At 69.2% G+C, this 17,648-nt stretch carries 21 protein-coding genes and 1 tRNA gene; 5 read left to right on the top strand and 17 right to left on the bottom strand.

Going from position 1 to position 17,648, the window contains the following annotated elements:
* Positions 1 to 202: 202 nt before the first annotated feature.
* From thrC to ACZ3IJ_RS06530, 5 genes are all read right to left on the bottom strand, one after another.
* Positions 203 to 1,273 (bottom strand): threonine synthase, encoded by a 1,071-nt coding sequence (thrC, locus tag ACZ3IJ_RS06510; RefSeq protein ID WP_467466550.1) that lies wholly within the window; start codon positions 1,271 to 1,273, stop codon positions 203 to 205.
* Positions 1,274 to 1,279: 6 nt separating this feature from the next.
* Positions 1,280 to 2,572 (bottom strand): homoserine dehydrogenase, encoded by a 1,293-nt coding sequence (locus ACZ3IJ_RS06515; RefSeq protein WP_383221991.1) that lies wholly within the window; start codon positions 2,570 to 2,572, stop codon positions 1,280 to 1,282.
* Between the two features lie 116 nt (positions 2,573 to 2,688).
* Entirely contained in the window at positions 2,689 to 4,080 is a 1,392-nt protein-coding gene (gene lysA, locus ACZ3IJ_RS06520; RefSeq protein WP_467466551.1) for a diaminopimelate decarboxylase, read from the bottom strand.
* 11 nt (positions 4,081 to 4,091) lie between these two features.
* Positions 4,092 to 5,135 carry an ArgS-related anticodon-binding protein NrtL gene (gene nrtL, locus ACZ3IJ_RS06525; protein ID WP_467466552.1) on the bottom strand — a complete coding sequence of 348 codons (1,044 nt, stop codon included), beginning with the start codon at positions 5,133 to 5,135 and terminating at the stop codon, positions 4,092 to 4,094.
* A gap of 226 nt (positions 5,136 to 5,361) precedes the next feature.
* Positions 5,362 to 5,844 (bottom strand): response regulator, encoded by a 483-nt coding sequence (locus tag ACZ3IJ_RS06530; RefSeq protein WP_467466553.1) that lies wholly within the window; start codon positions 5,842 to 5,844, stop codon positions 5,362 to 5,364.
* Between the two features lie 159 nt (positions 5,845 to 6,003).
* On the opposite strand from ACZ3IJ_RS06530, the gene ACZ3IJ_RS06535 reads away from it, so the two are divergent.
* Positions 6,004 to 6,075, top strand: a tRNA-Arg gene (locus tag ACZ3IJ_RS06535).
* A 217-nt stretch (positions 6,076 to 6,292) separates the two neighbouring features.
* On the opposite strand, the gene ACZ3IJ_RS06540 is transcribed toward ACZ3IJ_RS06535, so the two are convergent.
* The 12 genes from ACZ3IJ_RS06540 to ACZ3IJ_RS06595 all read right to left on the bottom strand — a co-directional run bounded on the left by ACZ3IJ_RS06540 (position 6,293) and on the right by ACZ3IJ_RS06595 (position 13,461).
* A complete protein-coding gene (locus ACZ3IJ_RS06540) occupies positions 6,293 to 7,666 on the bottom strand; it encodes a tyrosine-type recombinase/integrase (RefSeq protein ID WP_467466554.1) in 1,374 nt (457 codons plus the stop codon).
* On the bottom strand, positions 7,663 to 7,836 hold the full coding sequence (locus ACZ3IJ_RS06545) for a helix-turn-helix transcriptional regulator (protein WP_467466948.1): 174 nt from the start codon (positions 7,834 to 7,836) through the stop codon (positions 7,663 to 7,665). The genes ACZ3IJ_RS06540 and ACZ3IJ_RS06545 overlap by 4 nt, the downstream gene beginning before the upstream one ends.
* Positions 7,837 to 7,847: 11 nt before the next feature.
* Positions 7,848 to 9,242 (bottom strand): replication initiator protein RepSA, encoded by a 1,395-nt coding sequence (gene repSA / locus ACZ3IJ_RS06550; protein WP_467466950.1) that lies wholly within the window; start codon positions 9,240 to 9,242, stop codon positions 7,848 to 7,850.
* Positions 9,243 to 9,247: 5 nt separating this feature from the next.
* Positions 9,248 to 9,430 carry a hypothetical protein gene (locus tag ACZ3IJ_RS06555; protein WP_467466555.1) on the bottom strand — a complete coding sequence of 61 codons (183 nt, stop codon included), beginning with the start codon at positions 9,428 to 9,430 and terminating at the stop codon, positions 9,248 to 9,250.
* Between the two features lie 95 nt (positions 9,431 to 9,525).
* Positions 9,526 to 10,071, bottom strand: a complete 546-nt coding sequence (locus ACZ3IJ_RS06560) for a GGDEF domain-containing protein (RefSeq protein WP_467466556.1) — start codon at positions 10,069 to 10,071, stop codon at positions 9,526 to 9,528.
* Between the two features lie 5 nt (positions 10,072 to 10,076).
* Positions 10,077 to 10,316, bottom strand: a complete 240-nt coding sequence (locus ACZ3IJ_RS06565; protein WP_467466558.1) for a hypothetical protein — start codon at positions 10,314 to 10,316, stop codon at positions 10,077 to 10,079.
* Between the two features lie 2 nt (positions 10,317 to 10,318).
* Positions 10,319 to 10,624 carry a SpdD-like protein gene (locus ACZ3IJ_RS06570; protein WP_467466559.1) on the bottom strand — a complete coding sequence of 102 codons (306 nt, stop codon included), beginning with the start codon at positions 10,622 to 10,624 and terminating at the stop codon, positions 10,319 to 10,321.
* A gap of 11 nt (positions 10,625 to 10,635) precedes the next feature.
* Positions 10,636 to 10,794 (bottom strand): hypothetical protein, encoded by a 159-nt coding sequence (locus ACZ3IJ_RS06575; RefSeq protein ID WP_467466560.1) that lies wholly within the window; start codon positions 10,792 to 10,794, stop codon positions 10,636 to 10,638.
* 18 nt (positions 10,795 to 10,812) lie between these two features.
* The gene (locus tag ACZ3IJ_RS06580; RefSeq protein WP_467466561.1) at positions 10,813 to 11,004 is read right to left on the bottom strand and encodes a mobile element transfer protein; all 192 of its coding nucleotides are present in this window, start codon (positions 11,002 to 11,004) and stop codon (positions 10,813 to 10,815) included.
* 14 nt (positions 11,005 to 11,018) lie between these two features.
* On the bottom strand, positions 11,019 to 11,684 hold the full coding sequence (locus ACZ3IJ_RS06585) for a DUF2637 domain-containing protein (protein WP_467466562.1): 666 nt from the start codon (positions 11,682 to 11,684) through the stop codon (positions 11,019 to 11,021).
* Between the two features lie 83 nt (positions 11,685 to 11,767).
* Complete coding sequence (locus ACZ3IJ_RS06590; RefSeq protein WP_467466564.1) at positions 11,768 to 13,129, bottom strand: FtsK/SpoIIIE domain-containing protein; 1,362 nt, start codon at positions 13,127 to 13,129, stop codon at positions 11,768 to 11,770.
* 2 nt (positions 13,130 to 13,131) lie between these two features.
* Positions 13,132 to 13,461, bottom strand: a complete 330-nt coding sequence (locus tag ACZ3IJ_RS06595) for an SCO3933 family regulatory protein (protein WP_467466565.1) — start codon at positions 13,459 to 13,461, stop codon at positions 13,132 to 13,134.
* Between the two features lie 165 nt (positions 13,462 to 13,626).
* On the opposite strand from ACZ3IJ_RS06595, the gene ACZ3IJ_RS06600 reads away from it, so the two are divergent.
* From ACZ3IJ_RS06600 to ACZ3IJ_RS06615, 4 genes are all read left to right on the top strand, one after another.
* The gene (locus ACZ3IJ_RS06600; protein ID WP_467466566.1) at positions 13,627 to 14,463 is read left to right on the top strand and encodes a sigma-70 family RNA polymerase sigma factor; all 837 of its coding nucleotides are present in this window, start codon (positions 13,627 to 13,629) and stop codon (positions 14,461 to 14,463) included.
* A 1-nt stretch (position 14,464) separates the two neighbouring features.
* Positions 14,465 to 15,277: a protein phosphatase 2C domain-containing protein gene (locus ACZ3IJ_RS06605; protein WP_467466567.1), complete on the top strand. Its 813-nt coding sequence runs from the start codon at positions 14,465 to 14,467 to the stop codon at positions 15,275 to 15,277.
* A 682-nt stretch (positions 15,278 to 15,959) separates the two neighbouring features.
* Positions 15,960 to 16,586, top strand: coding sequence for a hypothetical protein (locus ACZ3IJ_RS06610; protein WP_467466568.1), 627 nt, complete (start codon positions 15,960 to 15,962; stop codon positions 16,584 to 16,586).
* The gene (locus ACZ3IJ_RS06615) at positions 16,583 to 17,626 is read left to right on the top strand and encodes a helix-turn-helix domain-containing protein (RefSeq protein WP_467466569.1); all 1,044 of its coding nucleotides are present in this window, start codon (positions 16,583 to 16,585) and stop codon (positions 17,624 to 17,626) included. Before ACZ3IJ_RS06610 ends, ACZ3IJ_RS06615 begins: the two co-directional genes overlap by 4 nt.
* Positions 17,627 to 17,648 lie beyond the last annotated feature (22 nt).

Consider the following 17,648-nt stretch of genomic DNA (forward strand, 5'->3'; position numbering starts at 1 on the left):
CCGCGCATATGCAACGGGGCGGGTTCGGTACAGCCTATCGAAGGAAGGTTCTGTGGCGACATAGGGCGCACAGGAGGCGCACGATGCGTGTCGCATGCCTTCCTGTGCGCCTATGTACGTTCCTGATCGGGTTTGCCTCTCCGGGGCTTCCCGGAGAGGCGAATTCCGACGGCGGCGTGCCTACGGCTTACGTGCCTACGGCTTACGCGAGGCCGAGGCGCTCGGCCGCCGCGGCGGCGTCGACCGGGACGGTGACCGGCTGCGGCGCGCCGGCGACGGCCCAGTCGGGGTCCTTGAGGCCGTTGCCGGTGACCGTGCAGACGATCCGCTGGCCCGGGTCGACCTTGCCCTGCTCGGTGGCCTTCAGCAGGCCGGCGACGGACGCGGCCGAGGCGGGCTCGACGAAGACGCCCTCCTGGGAGGCCAACAGCCGGTAGGCGCGAAGGATCTCACGGTCCGTCACCTCGTCGATGAAGCCACCGGACTCGTCCCGGGCGGCGATCGCGTAGTCCCACGAGGCCGGGTTGCCGATGCGGATCGCGGTGGCGATCGTCGACGGGTCCTTGACGACCTCACCGCGTACGAGCGGAGCGGAGCCGGAGGCCTGGAAGCCCCACATGCGCGGGGTGTGGGTCGCGAGACCATCGGCCGCGTACTCCCGGTACCCCTTCCAGTAGGCCGTGATGTTGCCGGCGTTGCCGACGGGCAGCACGTGGATGTCGGGGGCGTCGCCCAGCATGTCCACGATCTCGAAGGCGGCGGTCTTCTGACCCTCGATACGGACCGGGTTCACCGAATTGACCAGCGCCACCGGGTAGTTCTCGGAGAGACCGCGCGCCAGCGTGAGGCAGTCGTCGAAGTTGCCGTCGACCTGGAGGATCTTCGCGCCGTGCACGAGCGCCTGGCCCATCTTGCCGAGCGCGATCTTGCCCTGCGGCACGAGGACGGCGGAGACCATCCCGGCACGTACCGCGTAAGCCGCCGCGGACGCCGAGGTGTTGCCGGTGGAGGCGCAGATGACGGCCTGCGCGCCCTCCTCCTTGGCCTTCGAGATGGCCATGGTCATGCCGCGGTCCTTGAAGGAACCGGTGGGGTTGGCGCCCTCGACCTTGAGGTGCACCTCGCAGCCCGTGCGCTCGGAGAGGACCTGAGCGGGAACGAGCGGCGTGCCGCCCTCACGGAGCGTGACGACCGGCGTCGTGTCCGTGACCGGAAGACGGTCCCGGTACTCCTCGATGATGCCGCGCCACTGGTGGGTGCCCTTGCTGGTCATGGGTCCTTACTCCCCTTCAACACGCATGATGCTGGCGACACCGCGCACGGTGTCGAGCTTGCGCAGCGCCTCGACGGTCCCGGAGAGGGCTGCGTCGGGCGCGCGGTGGGTGACGACGACGAGGGAGGCCTCGCCGTCCTTGCCCTGCTGGCGGACCGTGTCGATCGATACGCCGTGCTCGGCGAAGACCGTCGCGACCTGGGCGAGGACGCCCGGCTTGTCGGCCACGTCGAGGCTGATGTGGTACCGCGTCACCACGTCGCCCATGGGGCTCACGGGCAGCTGGGTGTACGCGGACTCGCCGGGGCCGGTGGCCTCGTTGAGCTTGTTGCGGCACACGGCGACCAGGTCGCCGAGGACCGCCGACGCCGTCGGGGCGCCGCCGGCGCCGGGGCCGTAGAACATGAGCCGCCCGGCGGCCTCCGCCTCGACGAAGACCGCGTTGTAGGCCTCGCGGACGGAGGCGAGCGGGTGGCTCAGCGGGATCATCGCGGGGTGCACGCGCGCGGTGACGGACTCGCCGTCGGCGGCCCGCTCGCAGATGGCGAGCAGCTTGATGGTGCAGCCCATCTGCCTGGCCGAGGCGAAGTCGGCGGCGGTGACCTCGGTCATGCCCTCGCGGTAGACGTCGTCGAGGCGTACGCGGGTGTGGAAGGCGATTCCGGCGAGGATGGCGGCCTTGGCGGCGGCGTCGAAGCCCTCGACGTCGGCGGTCGGGTCGGCCTCGGCGTACCCGAGGGCGGTGGCCTCGTCGAGCGCCTCGGAGTAGCCGGCGCCGGAGGTGTCCATCTTGTCGAGGATGAAGTTCGTCGTGCCGTTGACGATGCCCATCACCCGGTTGATCTTGTCGCCGGCGAGGGACTCGCGCAGCGGCCGGATGAGCGGGATGGCGCCCGCGACGGCGGCCTCGTAGTAGAGGTCCTGGCCGTGCTGGTCGGCGGCGGCGTAGAGGCTCGTACCGTCCTGGGCGAGGAGCGCCTTGTTGGCCGAGACGACCGACGAGCCGTGCTCGAAGGCGGTGGTGATGAGGGTGCGGGCGGGCTCGACACCGCCGATGACCTCGACGACGACGTCGATGTCGCCGCGTTTCACCAGCGCGGTCGCGTCGGTGGTGATCAGCTCCGCGGGAATGCCCTCACGGACCTTGTCCGGGCGGCGGACCGCCACGCCGGCGAGCTCGACCGGGGCGCCGATGCGCGCGGCGAGGTCGTCGGCGTGCGTCGTCATGATGCGCGCCACCTCTGAGCCGACCACACCACAGCCCAGCAGCGCCACCTTCAGCGGACGCGTACGCATCATCCGACCTCGTCTCTCGTACTGCTTCTCGTACTGCTTCGTATCTCTACGGTTGGACCAGTCTCACTCACCGGACGAGGGTTTCTGCCCCTCGTCCGGATCCTGAGACATCTATTTCATCACCCGACATCGAGACGCAGGAGATCTTCCTCCGTCTCACGCCGGACGATCACGCGCGCCTCGCCGTCGCGGACGGCGACGACGGGCGGGCGGAGTGCGTGGTTGTAGTTGCTGGCCATCGACCGGCAGTACGCGCCGGTGGCGGGCACGGCGACCAGATCGCCGGGCGCGATGTCGGCGGGCAGGAACGCGTCCCGTACGACGATGTCGCCACTCTCGCAGTGCTTGCCGACGACACGGGTCAGCATGGGCTCGGCGTCACTCGTCCGCGACACGAGCGCGACGCTGTACTCGGCGTCGTACAGCGCGGTGCGGATGTTGTCGGACATGCCGCCGTCCACGCTGACGTACGTCCGCAGCCCGTCGAGGGGCTTGACGGTGCCGACCTCGTACAGCGTGAAGGCGGTGGGTCCGACGATGGCGCGGCCCGGCTCCACGGAGATCCGGGGCGTGGCGAGCCCGGCGGCGGCGCACTCCCGGGTGACGATCTCGTGCAGGGCCTTGGCGATGTGGTGGGGCTCGCGCGGGTCGTCGTCGGAGGTGTAGGCGATGCCGAGGCCGCCGCCGAGGTCGATCTCGGGGAGTTCGACGCCGTGTTCGTCGCGCACCTCGGCGAGGAGCTGGACGACGCGGCGGGCGGAGACCTCGAAGCCGGCCATGTCGAAGATCTGCGACCCGATGTGCGAGTGGATGCCGATGAGCTCCAGTCCGTCCAGCTTCAGCACGCGCCGGACGGCCTCTGCGGCCTGTCCGCCGGCGAGCGCGATGCCGAACTTCTGGTCCTCGTGGGCGGTGGCGATGAACTCGTGCGTGTGGGCCTCGACGCCGACGGTCACGCGGATCTGGACGCGCTGCCGCTTGCCGAGGGAGTCGGCGATGTGGGCGACGCGGACGATCTCCTGGAAGGAGTCGAGGACGATGCGCCCGACGCCGACCTCGACGGCCCGCCGGATCTCCGCCTCGGACTTGTTGTTGCCGTGGTAGGCGATGCGCTCCGGCGGCATGCCGGCGGAGAGGGCCGTGCTCAGCTCACCGGCGGAGCAGACGTCGAGGTTGAGCCCCTCTTCCTTGAGCCAGCGCACGACGGCGCGGGAGAGGAAGGCCTTGCCGGCGTAGAAGACGTCGGCGTCGGCGCCGAAGGCGTCGGCCCAGGCACGGCAGCGGACGCGGAAGTCGTCCTCGTCGAGGATGTAGGCGGGCGTGCCGTACTCCTCGCGGAGCTCGTCGACGGTGAGACCGCCGACGGTGACCTGCCCTGCGTCGTCACGACGGACGGTCCGGGCCCAGACCTTGGGGTCGAGCCGGTTGAGGTCGGCGGGCGGGGCGGTGTAGTGCCCCTCGGGGAGGACGTCGGCGTGGCGGGGCCCGGCGGGGTGGGCGGAACGGCTCATGTCTGCATCTTTCAGATCTGGTCGGGTGCGCTGATGCCGAGCAGGGAGAGGCCACCGGCGAGCACCACCCCGGCGGCTTCGGCGAGCGCGAGCCGGGAGCGGTGGGCGGCCGAGGGTTTCTCGTCGCCGAGGGGCAGGACGGTGTGCTGGAAGTCGAGCAGCGCGTCGGCGACGACTTCGAGATGCCGGGCGACCCGGTCGGGGGCGCGGTGGCGTGCGGCGGAGGCGAGAACGGCGGGGTGGTCGCCGAGTGCGCGGGTGAGCGCGGGCGCGTCGACGTGCTCACGGACATCGCTGTGGAACGAGAGCTGTGCCGCGTTCCGGACGAGGGCACGGGCGCGGGAGTGGGCGTACCGGACCCGGAAGAGGGGATTGCCCTCGTCCTGCCGCAGCAGCAGTTCGTCGAGTGGGGCCCGGTCATGGCCGGCGGCGGAGAGGAGCCCCCAGCGGGCGGCGTCGAGCCCGAAGCGGCCGAGGAGCTCGGCGGCGGTGTACGGGACGGGCAGCGGGGCGATGTCGGTGACGAGGCGGCCCCGGGAGTCCTCGGCCTCGGTCCGTACCCCGAGATCGGCCCACGCGGGGTCGGCGGCGTCCTCGCAGGAGGTGCGCACGGCGTACCCCTGGAAGAGAAGGACGCGCCGCACGGCGTCGGCGGTGACGGCGGCCCGGACGTCGGCGCGGTAGGCGGGCTGGACGACCTGACCGGTGGGCTCGACCCGCCCGTACCGCTCGCCGCGCCGGAGGATCTCGCGCACGAGCTCCTGCTGGGCACCGGTCTGCAGGGTGAAGTTCAGGAACCCGGGCCCGGTGATGTCGACGGCGGCGATCCCGGGGCTCGGGTGGAGCCGCTCACGCAGGATCGCGGCGACGTCGAGCGGCGGCCGCTGGGCGGCGCGGGCGAGGGTGAGGGCGACGTTACTGGCGAAGTCCCCGACCCCCCCGGGCCGGGGCCGCTCGACCTTGACGCTCTCGGGCACGTCGACCCGCAGCGCACCGTCATCGACCGCACGGCGCACGGCGTGCAGCACGGTGAGGGAGAGGTCCGCGGGGGTCACGGGACAAGCGTATGGGAGAGGGGGGGTGGAAACGCGAACCGGTTTCGCGATGCGGGCAGGGGGGGTGGGGGCGGGGCGGCGCGGGGCGCGGGGCCCGGGCTCGGCGGACGCTGGGTGTGCGGGGCGGGCGGGGGCGGCGGTACGGGGCGGGCTCGACGGACGCAGGGACGCGGCCTCGACGGGCGAGGCTCTCGCGGTCGCCGAACGTGAGAAAGAAGAACAGGTCTTAGGGGCGGGTACGGGCGTGCCGGACGCTGTGCGGCCGCCCGTCGGGTCTGCCGTCGACGCCCGACGGCCCCTCCTGTCCGCCACGCCGCTGGCCGGGCTCGCGCCCGTCGCGGTGCATGAGCTTGCGCACGACGCGCACGAGCTCGGCGGGTTCGAAGGGCTTGGCGAGGAACGCGTCGACTCCGACGGCGACGCCGCTGTCCAGCTCGTACTGAGTGCAGCCGCTGACGATGGCGACGGGCAGATGACTGGTCCGCGGATCGGCGCGAAGTCTCTCAGCGGTGCTCAGCCCGTCGAGCCGGGGCATGACGACGTCGAGGGTGACGACATCAGGCCGAACCTGATGCACGACATCCAGACACTCGGCACCATCGGCCGCGGTCACGACCTCGAAGCCCTCAAGCTCGAGATTGACCCTGATCAACTGCCGGATCACCCGGTTGTCATCGACAACGAGCACCCGACCGGACATGCCTGACACACGACGAGAGTAGGTCGCCGGAAGTGGCTGCGTCCGGGTTTTGCCCACTTCCGACCCGTGAGGGGGAACGAGGGGTCGGTGACTCGACGGAAATACCTGTTCACAGGCACGGCTCGGATGCTGGTAGGGTTCTACCCGTCGCCGCCGAACGCGGCGCACGCCCCCGTAGCTCAGGGGATAGAGCAACGGCCTCCGGAGCCGTGTGCGCAGGTTCGAATCCTGCCGGGGGCACTTCGCAGGAAGTGCCTAAAGACCCCGCCACCAGCGTAAATGCTGAGGACGGGGTCTTCTTGCGTGTGCAGGCGTATGCCGCTCAGAGTCGCCGTATGACAGGCACCGCGGCCTATTCGCGGCCTGGACCGCGGGGGCATCGCCCCAGGTCGGCAGGGAGAAACGACGAAGGCCCCGGGACGGGTCCCAGGGCCTCACGGAGTAGATCACTCGCCGCTCACTCGTACTCGCGGAGCAGGTCCTCGATGCGCCGATTCGCCACGTCCTGACGGCCGTCGAGGCACTTCGCATACCGACTCAGCAGCACCTCCACGCTGTTGCCGGCGCGCTCGGCGACCTCAGTGGCGTCGACGCCCGCGTTGAGCCACGTGGAGAGCGCCGAGTGCCGCAGGTCGTACGGGCGTCGGGCGAGCGGAGAGGCAACGACGGCCGGTGGGAGAGCCAACATCCGGGCTTCCTGCCACGCCCGGTAGTAGGTCGAGGAGGAGACCACTCCCCCGCTCTCGCTGAAAAACAGCCGGCCGTCGTCTGCGGTGCCGAAGGTCTCGATGTGCTCGCGGAAGATGCTCACGAGCTGGGGAGGGACGGGCACCCGACGGACGTCCTCGTTCGGGCGATTCTTCAGCCCGCGGTCGTCGTGGCTCTCCCCGGAGTCGGTCCACTGCTTGCCTACGCTGGGGCGCGTGCGGTGAAGGAGAGCGGTGCCCCAGCCCGAGGCCGGGAGCGTCAGATCAGGTTCGGCCAGGCCCACCACCTCAGCGGGCCGGAAGCCGCCGAAGTACATCCCGGCGAAGAGCCCGACGAGGCGCCGGCCGCGGGCTCGGCGATAGCCACCGACGTACGAGACCGCGTGGAGGAGAGAGCGGGCCTGCTCCGGGTTGGCCACGACGCGGGGGTCCACCTCGCCGGACACCTTGGGCTTCTGCCAGCGCACCGCGGCGAGCGGGTTCTCCGAGAACTCTCCGAGGTCGACCGCGTAATTCATGGCGTTGACGAGCGTGCGCCGCTTTCGGCGTACTGTCTCGGCAGCCGCAGCGGTGCCGTCCAGCTTCAGTTTCAGCGAGTCGAGGACTGCCCGTCCGACGACCGGATCCGCAAGATCGGCCAGGGGCCGCGAGGCCTTAGCGACCCAATGCAGGGCTTTGCCGACTTCAATGGGGAGTTCCCTCTCCCCCGGTCCGGGAAGGACGAATGCCCACGTTCTGAGGATCTTGCGAAGCTCGTTGTCGGCAGGCCGGCCCGGGCGATCGCTCAGGAACGCCATCGTGACCGAGGTCAGCGACTCGTTGATGCCGTCCCTGGTGTTCGGGGCAGCGTGGGGCCACTTCATGGCGAGGTACTTCAGCGCGAAGTCGTACCAGGTAAGCGTGGCCTTCTTCTCGACCATGGAGTCCGGCAGGCCCGACTCCGTATCGAACTCCTCGCCCTCTCGCGCAGCGCGCAGGAGCTTGGATCGGAAGCTGTCCGCGAGTGCCTTGGTTTTTCGAGTCTGAGAGAACAGCTCCCCAGCGACCTTCCAACGCACTTGGTACGAAGGGCGAACCCCCGGCTTGGTGCGAATCGACCACACGCGCACATCCGTGGACTTCACGCGGCAGCACCTTCCAGCCCACGGAGCCAGGCAGCAAAGTCCGATCGCCAGACCCGCAGCTCGCCATTGGGAAGCTTGAACGCTGCGGGGCCCTGTCCCAGCTCGCGCCACCGGTAGAAGGTCCGCCGGGAAACGCCGCCAAGCTCGGCGAGGATCTGCGGGACGGTCATCAGCTCGTCCTTCACGTCAGCTCTCCTTCCAGCTCGGCGCGGATCTCGCGGGCCTGTTCGCGGTTGTGTTGGATGTCGCGGCGGATGTTTGCGGCGAGCCAGGACTCACCCGGGGTGGAGCCGTGGCCGGCGTACGTCCAATGGGCGACGACGAGGACGGTGGCCTCCGGGTTTTCGTCGGGGTAGGGCAGACCCAACGAGACACGTTGTTGGGTGGCGCGGTAGTCGGCGCGGACCTGGCGTAAGGCGCCGAGGGTGGTGGAGTAGCGACGGGATTTGGTGGAGAAATGGCCGCGGAAGCCGAGCATGTGGGCCCAGGCCCTCAGGCGCCGGTCCGGGTAGGCCGCATCGAGGTCCATGCAGGCTTCCATCAGGCGCCTTGGATGGTCGGGGACGTTGAGGAGGATCAGTGCTTCCTTGTTCCCGACCTGGCGGTCAACGGCCCCGGTGTTCTCGGCCGCTTTGGTGGCGTACTTGGCGACGTAAGCGGCGACGGCCTGTTCGGTGAGGTCTTCGCCCTGGCCGAAGGCGCCGATGGGCTGAACGTCGAACTGACTCCCCCAGTTGAGCTTCACGTCCTGGTCCACGCCGTACTCCGGTGCAGCGGGCACGGTGACACGGGCGCGGGCGGCTGCAGCGCGGATGGCGTCGGTCAGGAGCTCGAGGGTGGCCCAGGCAGGGGGTGGGGTGTGGGGACCGTCGGGGCCGTCGAAGCGGATGACGGCGTGGAAGTGGACGGCTCCGCGCTTCTGGTACTCGGCGACCTTGCCGAAGGAGACGCGGGATTCTTCGCGGGCGGCTGTCTGCGTGAGGCCGGCGCGTGCGGCGATTTCGCGGCGGAGGTAGATCGTGAAGTAGCGCCACAGCTCCGAGGCGTGGTTGTTCCACAGCACCGCGTGCGCGTAGTCGTACGTCTCGGGGTCGAGCGGGGTGCCGAGTTCGGGCGCGTCCTCCTGGTGGCGGATGCCGCAGCGGCACGGCCTGGTGCCGGGCCGGTTGTGGACCGGGCCGAAGGAGGGGGCGGTGAGGGTGGCGAAGACGCGGGGGTGGTCGCGGATCGTATCGGGGGTGCCCTTGTCGGGGTTGCCGACGAGTCCGGCACGGATCAGGTGGTAGGTGTCTCCGGCGTAGGTCCAGGCGCAGGCAGGGCAGCGCGAGGCGCGCCGGTTGCCGCAGGCGATCCGCAGGACGCCGCCGGGTTCGGTGTCGGTGTTGTAGGCGTGGAGGACCATCTTGGTGCTCGGGTCGAGGAGTTTGGTGCCGCCGGTGAGGCGGATGGGTGCGGTGCAGCCTCCGGTGCGGCGGAGTTGGTCGGTGAGGCGGTCGAAGCCGTAGGACCCGGCCAGCCGGAGCAGGTCGCTCAGGGTGGCCGGGTCCAGGCCCGCCGCGGTGGCGGTGTCGGTCAAAGTGGTCACTTCCCGGCGCGGACGAGGACGGCCGGGGCGGTGCGGGTGCCGGCGCCCTTGCAGGCCGGGCAGGAGGCCGGAAGGGTGCGGCGCTGCCCGTCCGGGGTGGTGGTGCCGGTGGTGACGTGGACGACGGGGAAGCCGTCGCAGTGCGAGCAGACGCGCGGGGTCGAGGCCTGGGGCATCATGGGTTTTCCCTTTCGGGTCCGTGGGATCTGAAGTGGGGTGTTGAAGGCGCCCGGGGCGGCGGAAACTTGGCGGTAGAGGCCGCTCCGGGGGCCGCTCAGTGTGTGTTGCGCCTGCCGTGGCCCTTGGCCGCATACATCGACGCGTCGGCTGCCGAGAGGGCGTCGGTGAGCGTCGGGACCGGCAGCTGGTCGGCGGAGCAGTGGCCGACCGAGGCCGAGACCCGCAGGACGTGGCCGTCGTGGGATACCGGGGTGTCCAGTGCGGACCAGAGGTCGAAGAGGTTGGCGTCGCCGAGGTTGATGATGACGGCGGCGAACTCGTCTCCGCCGAGGCGGGCGGCGATGCCGTCCCGTCCGCACCAGTCGCTCAGCCGCTGTGCGGTGGCGGTGAGGACGGCGTCTCCGGCGGCGTGGCCGTGGGTGTCATTGATGGCCTTGAAGTCGTCCAGGTCGACCAGGAGGACGAACGCACCCGGGTGCCGGGTGATGAGGCGTTCGGCGCGGGCGGTCCATCCGGCGCGGGTATGCAGGCCGGTCAGCGGGTCGCGGCGGGCGGTGGCCAGGCGGCGGGCGAGCAGGCTGCCGTGCAGGGCCCAGCCGAAGACGGGTAAGCCGGCGGCGGCGAGTGTGTAGGTGTCCATGGCGGTCACCGGCTCCGGCGCTGGTTGCGGGTGGGCTTGATGGGCGGGATGGCGTCGTAGGCGGCGCGGCCCTGGTCGAAGGAGGCACGGTCGCTGTCGCTCATGGGGTGGGTGTCGAGCTGGCGGTTGATGCGGCCGACGGCCTTGCGGTCTCCGTGGCGCTTGGCGATGGCGTACTCGCGGCCCAGCTCGGCCACCTGCGGGTTGGACGGCGTGCTGTCGGACTTGCGGCGGAAGAGGCCCATGGTCAGTGCTTCCTTTCCTGGCTGGTCAGGGACTTGAGGACGACGGCGCACACGGCGACCGAGACGGCGGTGACGGCGACCGCGAGGAGCATCGAGACCAGAACCGTGCCGACGACCAGGACTACGGCCCCACCGCCGGCCACCAGGGCGAGCGTGCTGCCGGGGGTGAGCTGAACCGTCGGCCGGGCCGGGGCGACCGGCACGGGGGCCGGGGTGGCGGGCTCGATGTCGGCGGTGGGGATGGGCTGGAGGAGCGGGGTGGTGATGCCGGTCGGGAGCGGGTTGACCGGGACGCGCGGTCGGAGCATGACGCTTCTCCCTACTGGTTGATTGCGGTGTCGATGGCGGGGGCGAGGAGGCTGTCGGCGAGGAGGTAGCCGCCGAGGAGGATCACGGCGACGAGCCACCAGGGCGGGCGGATGAGCTTGATGCCGAGGGCGCCGACGACGATCAGGGCGAGCCAGAGCGGAACGTCCATGGCAGGTCTCCTTGACGGCTAGCGGGGCTGGCAGCGGTGGGTGCGGGCGGCGAGCTGGGCGGCGGACTGGTTGGAGTAGTCGGCGGACCAGCCGCAGTCATCGGCGGTGCAGGCGGCTACGTGTTTGGTCCGGCCGTGGCGGTCGCGGTGGGTGCCGATCTGCACGGGGCCGATCCGGATCACGGAGTGGAACTGGTCGCGGGCGGGCATGAGGTCACCTCCTTTCAGGCGAGTTGGGCGGCGATGGCGTCTGCCATCACGGGCGGGACACCGAGACGGGCACGCAGGGTGTCGGCGTCGATCGGCGAGCCGGTCCGGGTGTGGTGCTCGTCGGCGAGCTTCCGGGCGTGGGCAACCAGGGCCGGCGGAACACTCACAGCGGGCGGAGCGGGGATGGGCTCGGGTGCCGGGTCGGGCTCGACGGCGGGCAGCGCGGGCGCGGATTCCGGCTCAGGCTCGGCGGGGATCTCACGCTCGACAACCGGGTCATCGGCGGGCAGTTCAGGTGTGGCCGCTGGCGTCGGGGTGTGGACGAGGAGGGTGCCGCCGAGGAATGCGAGGGCGGGCCATCCGGCGACCAGGATCCGCAGCCAGTCCGGGACATGGCCGAGGTCGAGGAGACCGGCGGTGGCGACGTTGGCACCGAGTGAGGCGGCCAGGGCGACGGTGAACCAGGTCCAGGCCGAGCGGGCGGAGGCGCCGGCGGCCCGCAGGGTGCGAAGGCGGCGCCAAGCGGCGACCAGCAGGAGGTCGACGGAGACGGGGTAGGCCCACGCCTTCCATCCGGTCTGTCCGGCGGCTGCGGCGAGGTCGTGCAGGTGGGCGAAGGACAGGGCACCGGCGATCACGGCCTGTACGAGGACGGCGTCCGGTCGCAGCGTGGGGCGCATCGTGGGTCCTCCTTCCGGTTTCGGGCATGGGTGGGGTAGGGACGTGGCGTGAGGCGGTCACGCCGACCGGTATGCGGGGTGTGTCAGGCGAGCGCCGGAGCCGAATCGGCTGACAGGACCGGGGCCTTGACCAGGCTCGGCAGGACGGGCCGGAAGGCGTCCAGCGCGGGGATCTCCGGGGTGCGATGAGCCTGCGCGTTCGCGATGTTCACGGCCCGGCGGAGCGTGAGGTGCGGGGTGCGGATGCGGACCCAGCCGCCGGAGGAGTCCCCGGCGACCGCGGTGCCGGGCCGGTCGGTACGGATCTGGATCGTGGCCAGGACGGCATCCGGGGAGACATCTCCGAAGGCCATGTTGGCGCTGGTCTCGTCGTTGACGCGGTGGGCTGTGCGGCCGGTGAGCTGGGCGCGGAGCATGGTGATGCCCTTGCCGAGTTCGGAGCCGAAGCGCTGCCCGCAGATCTCCAGATAGATGCCGGCGGCGCGGCCGAGCTGGGCGAGGCGGACCAGGGCGGTGATGATCCGGTCCCGGCGCTTCTCTTCCTCCTTCGTGGCGAACAGGGCGAGCTCGGCCACCTCATCGACCACCAGGACGACCGGGGTGGGGCGCAGGTCGTCGGGCAGGTCCCAGATATCGGCGGTGATCTCCGCGTCCGGGACGTCGGCGCTCAGCCGCTGCTCGCACCGGATGAGCTGATAGACCTCGGCCATGTGGTCGACGAGCACGTCGAGCAGCTCGGCGGCAGTGTCCGGGTTGTCGGCCAGGGCCGTGAACCGGCGAGCAAGCGGCGCGAGTTCCACACCCTGCTTGCAGTCGATACCGACCAGCGCAACATCCTGCGTGGCGAGTCCGGCTACGAGGTTGCGCTGATACACGGACTTGCCGGACTGTGTCGCGCCGACATTCAGCGCGTGCGGGCTCTGCCGGTAGTCGCGGAAGTAGACCTCACCGTCCTCCCGCATCGCGACCGGAACCCGCATCACCCCACCGCCAGCGACAGCGGGCATCTGGACCCTCTTGAGGACGTCATAGCCCGTCATTCGCAGCTCGACCACACCCGAGCGGATCTCACGGGCGGTGACGTTCTGCATCACGAACGAGTGCCGCAACCGGTCCGAGGCGGCAGAGAAGTCGAACGCATCCTGACCCCGCCGCAGCTTCACCCGCACCACCAGCCCGGTTCGTGTCGGGCTGAGCCGGAGGATCCTCGGTGCCCGGGGCTCAGGTGCGGGCCGGTTCGTCATCCGGGCGACCGCGAGGCGCAAGCGAGACGGCGGGACCGTCAGGCCGCACGCGTCCATGACCGAGGAGTACCGGATGAGGACCCGGACTACGGCGAACAGGATGCCGAAGGTCATCCAGTACCAGGCCGGACGCTGCCACCGCAGCAGCAGCGCGACCGTGGCGACCAGCGCCAGCGTGACGGATAAGGCGGTCCCGTTCATGCTCAGGCACCGACCGTGAGGGCGACCGCGCGGAACGAGATGCCATGCCGGGCCTGGCCGTTGAAGTTGTTCTCCCAGTCCCGCGCCTTGAGCCCGATCACCGACACCGGCATGCCCGGCGCGAGACCCTCGGGGAGACCGGTCTCCGGAACGGTCACCTGGTAGAGGTTGCCTTCTCCCTCGTCCGAGATCAGCAGGCCCACCGTAGAGAGGCCGGCACCGGTGTCCCGGTCCATGGCGCGCTCACCGGTCTGCTTGCTCACGAGCTTCGGGACGGGGGCCGTGGCCACGAACACCACGGCGGTCGAAAGGTCGATCTTGAAGGACGGCATGTCCACTCTCCCGGTAAGGGGGGCTTAACAGCCCGAGCGTCGAGACCCACTCCGTTAAGGGGGGGTTACCACCCAAGATGCATGCGACTGTTGCGCGATGTCAACCCCCCCTTAGCATGTGGAGTATGAAGACAGTCCCCCGTCCAGTTCCGCGAGGTGCCCGCCGTGATTGACGAAGTCCGGCGCGTCGCCGCTATGCAAGATCACGCGCTCCGCGTGAAGGCCGCCGTGGACCTGATGGGGGAGCTCCAGGCCGCCGTTGTCGAGACCTCGCGCATGCGCAAGGAGAGCATCGCTTGGCTTCGTGATCACGGGCACTCGATGGCGGACGTAGCGAAGCTGATGGGGGTCAGCCGGGCACGCGTGGCTCAGCTCCGTGACGCTGGCCCGCCGCCGGAGCGAGTGTTTCTCGGCACCGGGCCCGTCCAGGTACTTGTCCCCATGAGGCCGGGCGAGCGGGAGTATGTCGCGCTTGAGGACAGCTCCACCGGTCAGAAGCTGGTGGCGTTGGCTCATCAGCTTCAGCTCGAAGGGGACCTGGGGTACATCTCGACGTCGGGCGAGATCGACTTGAACCGCGAAGACCTCATCGTGGTCTGCGGCCCCAAGACATCGCCGGTGACCGCGGCCGCCCTCCAGTCCGACCCCCGCCTCTCGTTCGAGACGCTGCCGGATGGCCGGTGGGCGCTCATCGAGACGGACACCGGCAGGACGTACACCTCGCCGAGCGATGACCCGGGCAGCCCCACCTCTTCGGATGTGGCGTATTTGGGCCGGCTCCCAAGGCCCGACGGGCAGGGCACCTTCCTGCTGATCGCTGGTGTGCACGCAGTCGGCTCGCTGGGAGTCGCGCAATTCCTCACGGAGCACCTGGCGGACCTCTATCAGCAGGCCGGAACAGCCGAGTTCTCGATGGTCATCGGTTGTGACTACGAGCCGGGCACCAAGGCGATCACAGACAGCCGCGCGATCAGTGGGTTGCTTCTACACGAGGTGAGCTGACGTGGATGTCGCCCTGGCCAGCACCCCCCGACCTGGGGGACCCAACGAGGACTTCGCCATCGGCAGCGCCGAGTGCCTCGTGGTGCTGGACGGTGCCGGAATGCCAAAGGGGCTGCCCACCGGATGCATCCACGGCGTGGCTTGGTTTGTCCAGAGGCTGGGCAACTCGCTGCACGGACAGGCCACCGAAAGCCGAAGAGGCCTGACTCACTGCCTCGCTACCGCCATTGAGCGAACGGCGGATCTGCACCGGGGGACCTGCGATGCGGACAGTCCGTTTTCCCCGTCAGCAATGGTCGCCGTACTTCGAGTCCAGGACGAGCAGGTCGAATGGCTCGTGTTGGGAGACGGCTCACTCGTCCTCGACGCTGGGCAAGACCCCGTAGTCGTCACTGATCAACGCCTGAAAGCGGTGGCAAGCGAGAAGCGAGCCGCCTTGCGCGCGGCCACGCCGGGGTCACAAGAGGAACGGGCAACGCACACATCGTTGGTCGAGGAAGAGCGGGCACTGCGTAACCGGCCGGGTGGCTTTTGGGTAGCCGCTGCGGAGCCCGAAGCTGCGGCCGAGGCTCTGACGGGCACCATGCCGCTCGCACACCTGAGGCGGGCGGCGCTTCTCACTGACGGCTCAGCCCGGTTCGTCGACACCTTCGCTTTTGGCGACTGGTCAGATTGCCTCGATGTCCTGGAGCAGCACGGCCCAGCCTCTCTCATCGGCCGAGTCCGCGACGCCGAGCAGAGCGACCCAGACCGTGAGCGATGGCCACGCTCCAAGGGGCACGACGACGCAACGGTGATCTTCGCTCGCTTCTAGGGCGAGCTGTTACAGGTTTCTCTACCTCATCAAGGCACCCGCCGCGCACGGCGCGGCGCGCGCGGCCCGTCGCCCGGGCCGCCGCTCCTGTCTGCGCCCCGCTCCGGCCCGGCCGCCGGCCGCACGCCTGATAGCTCGGGTGATGGGCAACCAAAGCCGGGCTCCAAGCACGGCAACCGTCACATGGCACGCGTAGCCACGAGCGCTGCCGACCGCGGCCAGGACGGGCGGCCAAAAGACAGTCAACAGCGAGCGAGGGGGTGACCTCTTGCGCATGGCCGGCCGCCTGCCGGGCTTGAGTAGGGCGGGGCGCCGTACCCCCGCCGTCACGTATGACGGGAGCGTGATGCGACCGCACCACCGGGAATCGGTTGATGGGGAGCAGCTGCTGCCGCGATGTGGCACCGGCCGGTGTTGCCGCTCCGCGTCGGTACCGATATCACGGGGCTGATGAGCGTGTCGTTGGGCACGAGAACTTGTGCCCGTTCTGCAGCTCGTAGGTCGACGGCTGAGGAGCAGAGGAGACGGGGGTTGGGACGCTCCGTTGCGCAACGGAGCTGTGCTGCTGGCCCGTTGTGGCGAGGCCGGTTGTCAGCGTGGACCGGTACGGTCCGATCAACCGTCAGTTGAGATAACGCCGATGCTGGACACGGAGGCAGGGAGTAGCGGTATATTTTCCGGCATGAAATCCTATCCGTCTCCGGAGGATGTCCTGTCCGGCCTGGGCGCCAAGGTCACTGGCGGCCTGGCCCGCGCTGTAGTTAGGACGCGTAGGGATCTTGCTGCCTATCGCGAAACGCATACATCGTGGGTGTCGGACAGTAGCGAGCGAGGTCTGGCGAACTGGATTCACGATCGCCTCTGGGCTCACGTCTGCGCCGAACTGGATGGTGACCCGGGCATCACCCTCAGTGATCGGGAACCGACGCGCGAGATTGCCGTTGGCCTCAATTACCGGCTGCGACTGAAGCGTCACCGCGGAGAGGGCAGGGTCAGCAGCTACGCTACGCAAACTGCACTGGAGTTTTATGCTCAGGGGGTGCAGGAGGTTTTTCCCGGTCTGGAAGAGCTCCGCTTGATTGCGGGCTACGACTGGGATGCCGACACACGTTCCATGGGAGACGCGGTCCTCTCCTTGCGTGACGGCGAAGAGGAAGTGATCTGGCACATTCCGTTGCCGGAGGCGGACGCCGGTTTGGCCGGTGTGCCGGCGCAGCCGATTCGCCCCACCGAGTCCGAGCCCGCGTTGCCCACCATCGAGCTGCCTGACACGAGGTCTGGCGACATTCAAGGAGAAGTGGGTACATGACCGCCCTCGGCGAAGCGATCACTACTGCTCGCCGGGCACAAGGACTGACCCAGGAAGAGTTGGCGACGGCGGCCGGCGTAACGCAGGCCGCCTTGTCCCGCTACGAGAACGGCATGCGTGAGCCAGACAGCGATGTTCTTGCGCGTCTGGCTGCTGCCGTCGGGGTGACCACAGCCTTCATGAAGTCGGCTGGATCGGTCCGAGGAGCCATGGCCGTGGATGCGCACATGCGCCGCCGCGCTACCGCGAAGGCCACTACATGGCGGCAGCTTGAGGCCAAGCTCAACATGTATCGGATGCACGTCCGCCACCTGATGGAAGAGGTCTCCCTCAAGGCTGACCAGCAGATCCCTCGCTTTGATCCCATCGAGACAGATCCGGCTGACGCCGCCCGCATGGTGCGCATGCAGTGGCGCATGCCCATCGGGCCCGTCCGCTCGGTTGCTCGGTGGATGGAGTCTGCAGGCTGCATTGTCTTGGCGGAAGACTTCGGTACCTCTCGGATCGATGGCCTATCTCAGTGGGTGGACGACTATCCGGTCGCCATGATCAACGTCTTGGCTCCCACAGACAGGCTTCGACTCACGCTAGGGCACGAGCTGGGGCACCTATGCCTACATGCGTACGAGATCACCCCAGACATGGAGGACCAGGCAACGCGGTTTGCCGCAGAGTTCCTGATGCCTGAAGAGGTGATTCGTCCGCAGCTGAGAAATCTGAACCTGGGGCGGTTGCACGACCTGAAGCGTGAGTGGGGCACATCGATGCAAGCACTCATCGAGCACGCCTACCGGCTTAATACGATTACTGCGAGCAAGCGCGAGTACCTCTACAAGCAGCTCAGTAGCAAGGGCTGGCGTACGCGTGAGCCGCTGAGCGATGAGCTGGCGCCAGAGACACCTGCCCTCGCGCAGTCGATCGGCCAAGCGATGGCGGACAAGGGGTTGACCCCTGATGAGATCGCGCAGATGGCCGGGTTCTCGGAACCCTCACACAACACCGTATTCGTCTCAACTGCGCGACGACTTAGAGCGGTCTGACTCTTGCCTAGTTGTATCGGCA

The organism is Streptomyces sp. NPDC013317 (genome assembly GCF_055563155.1).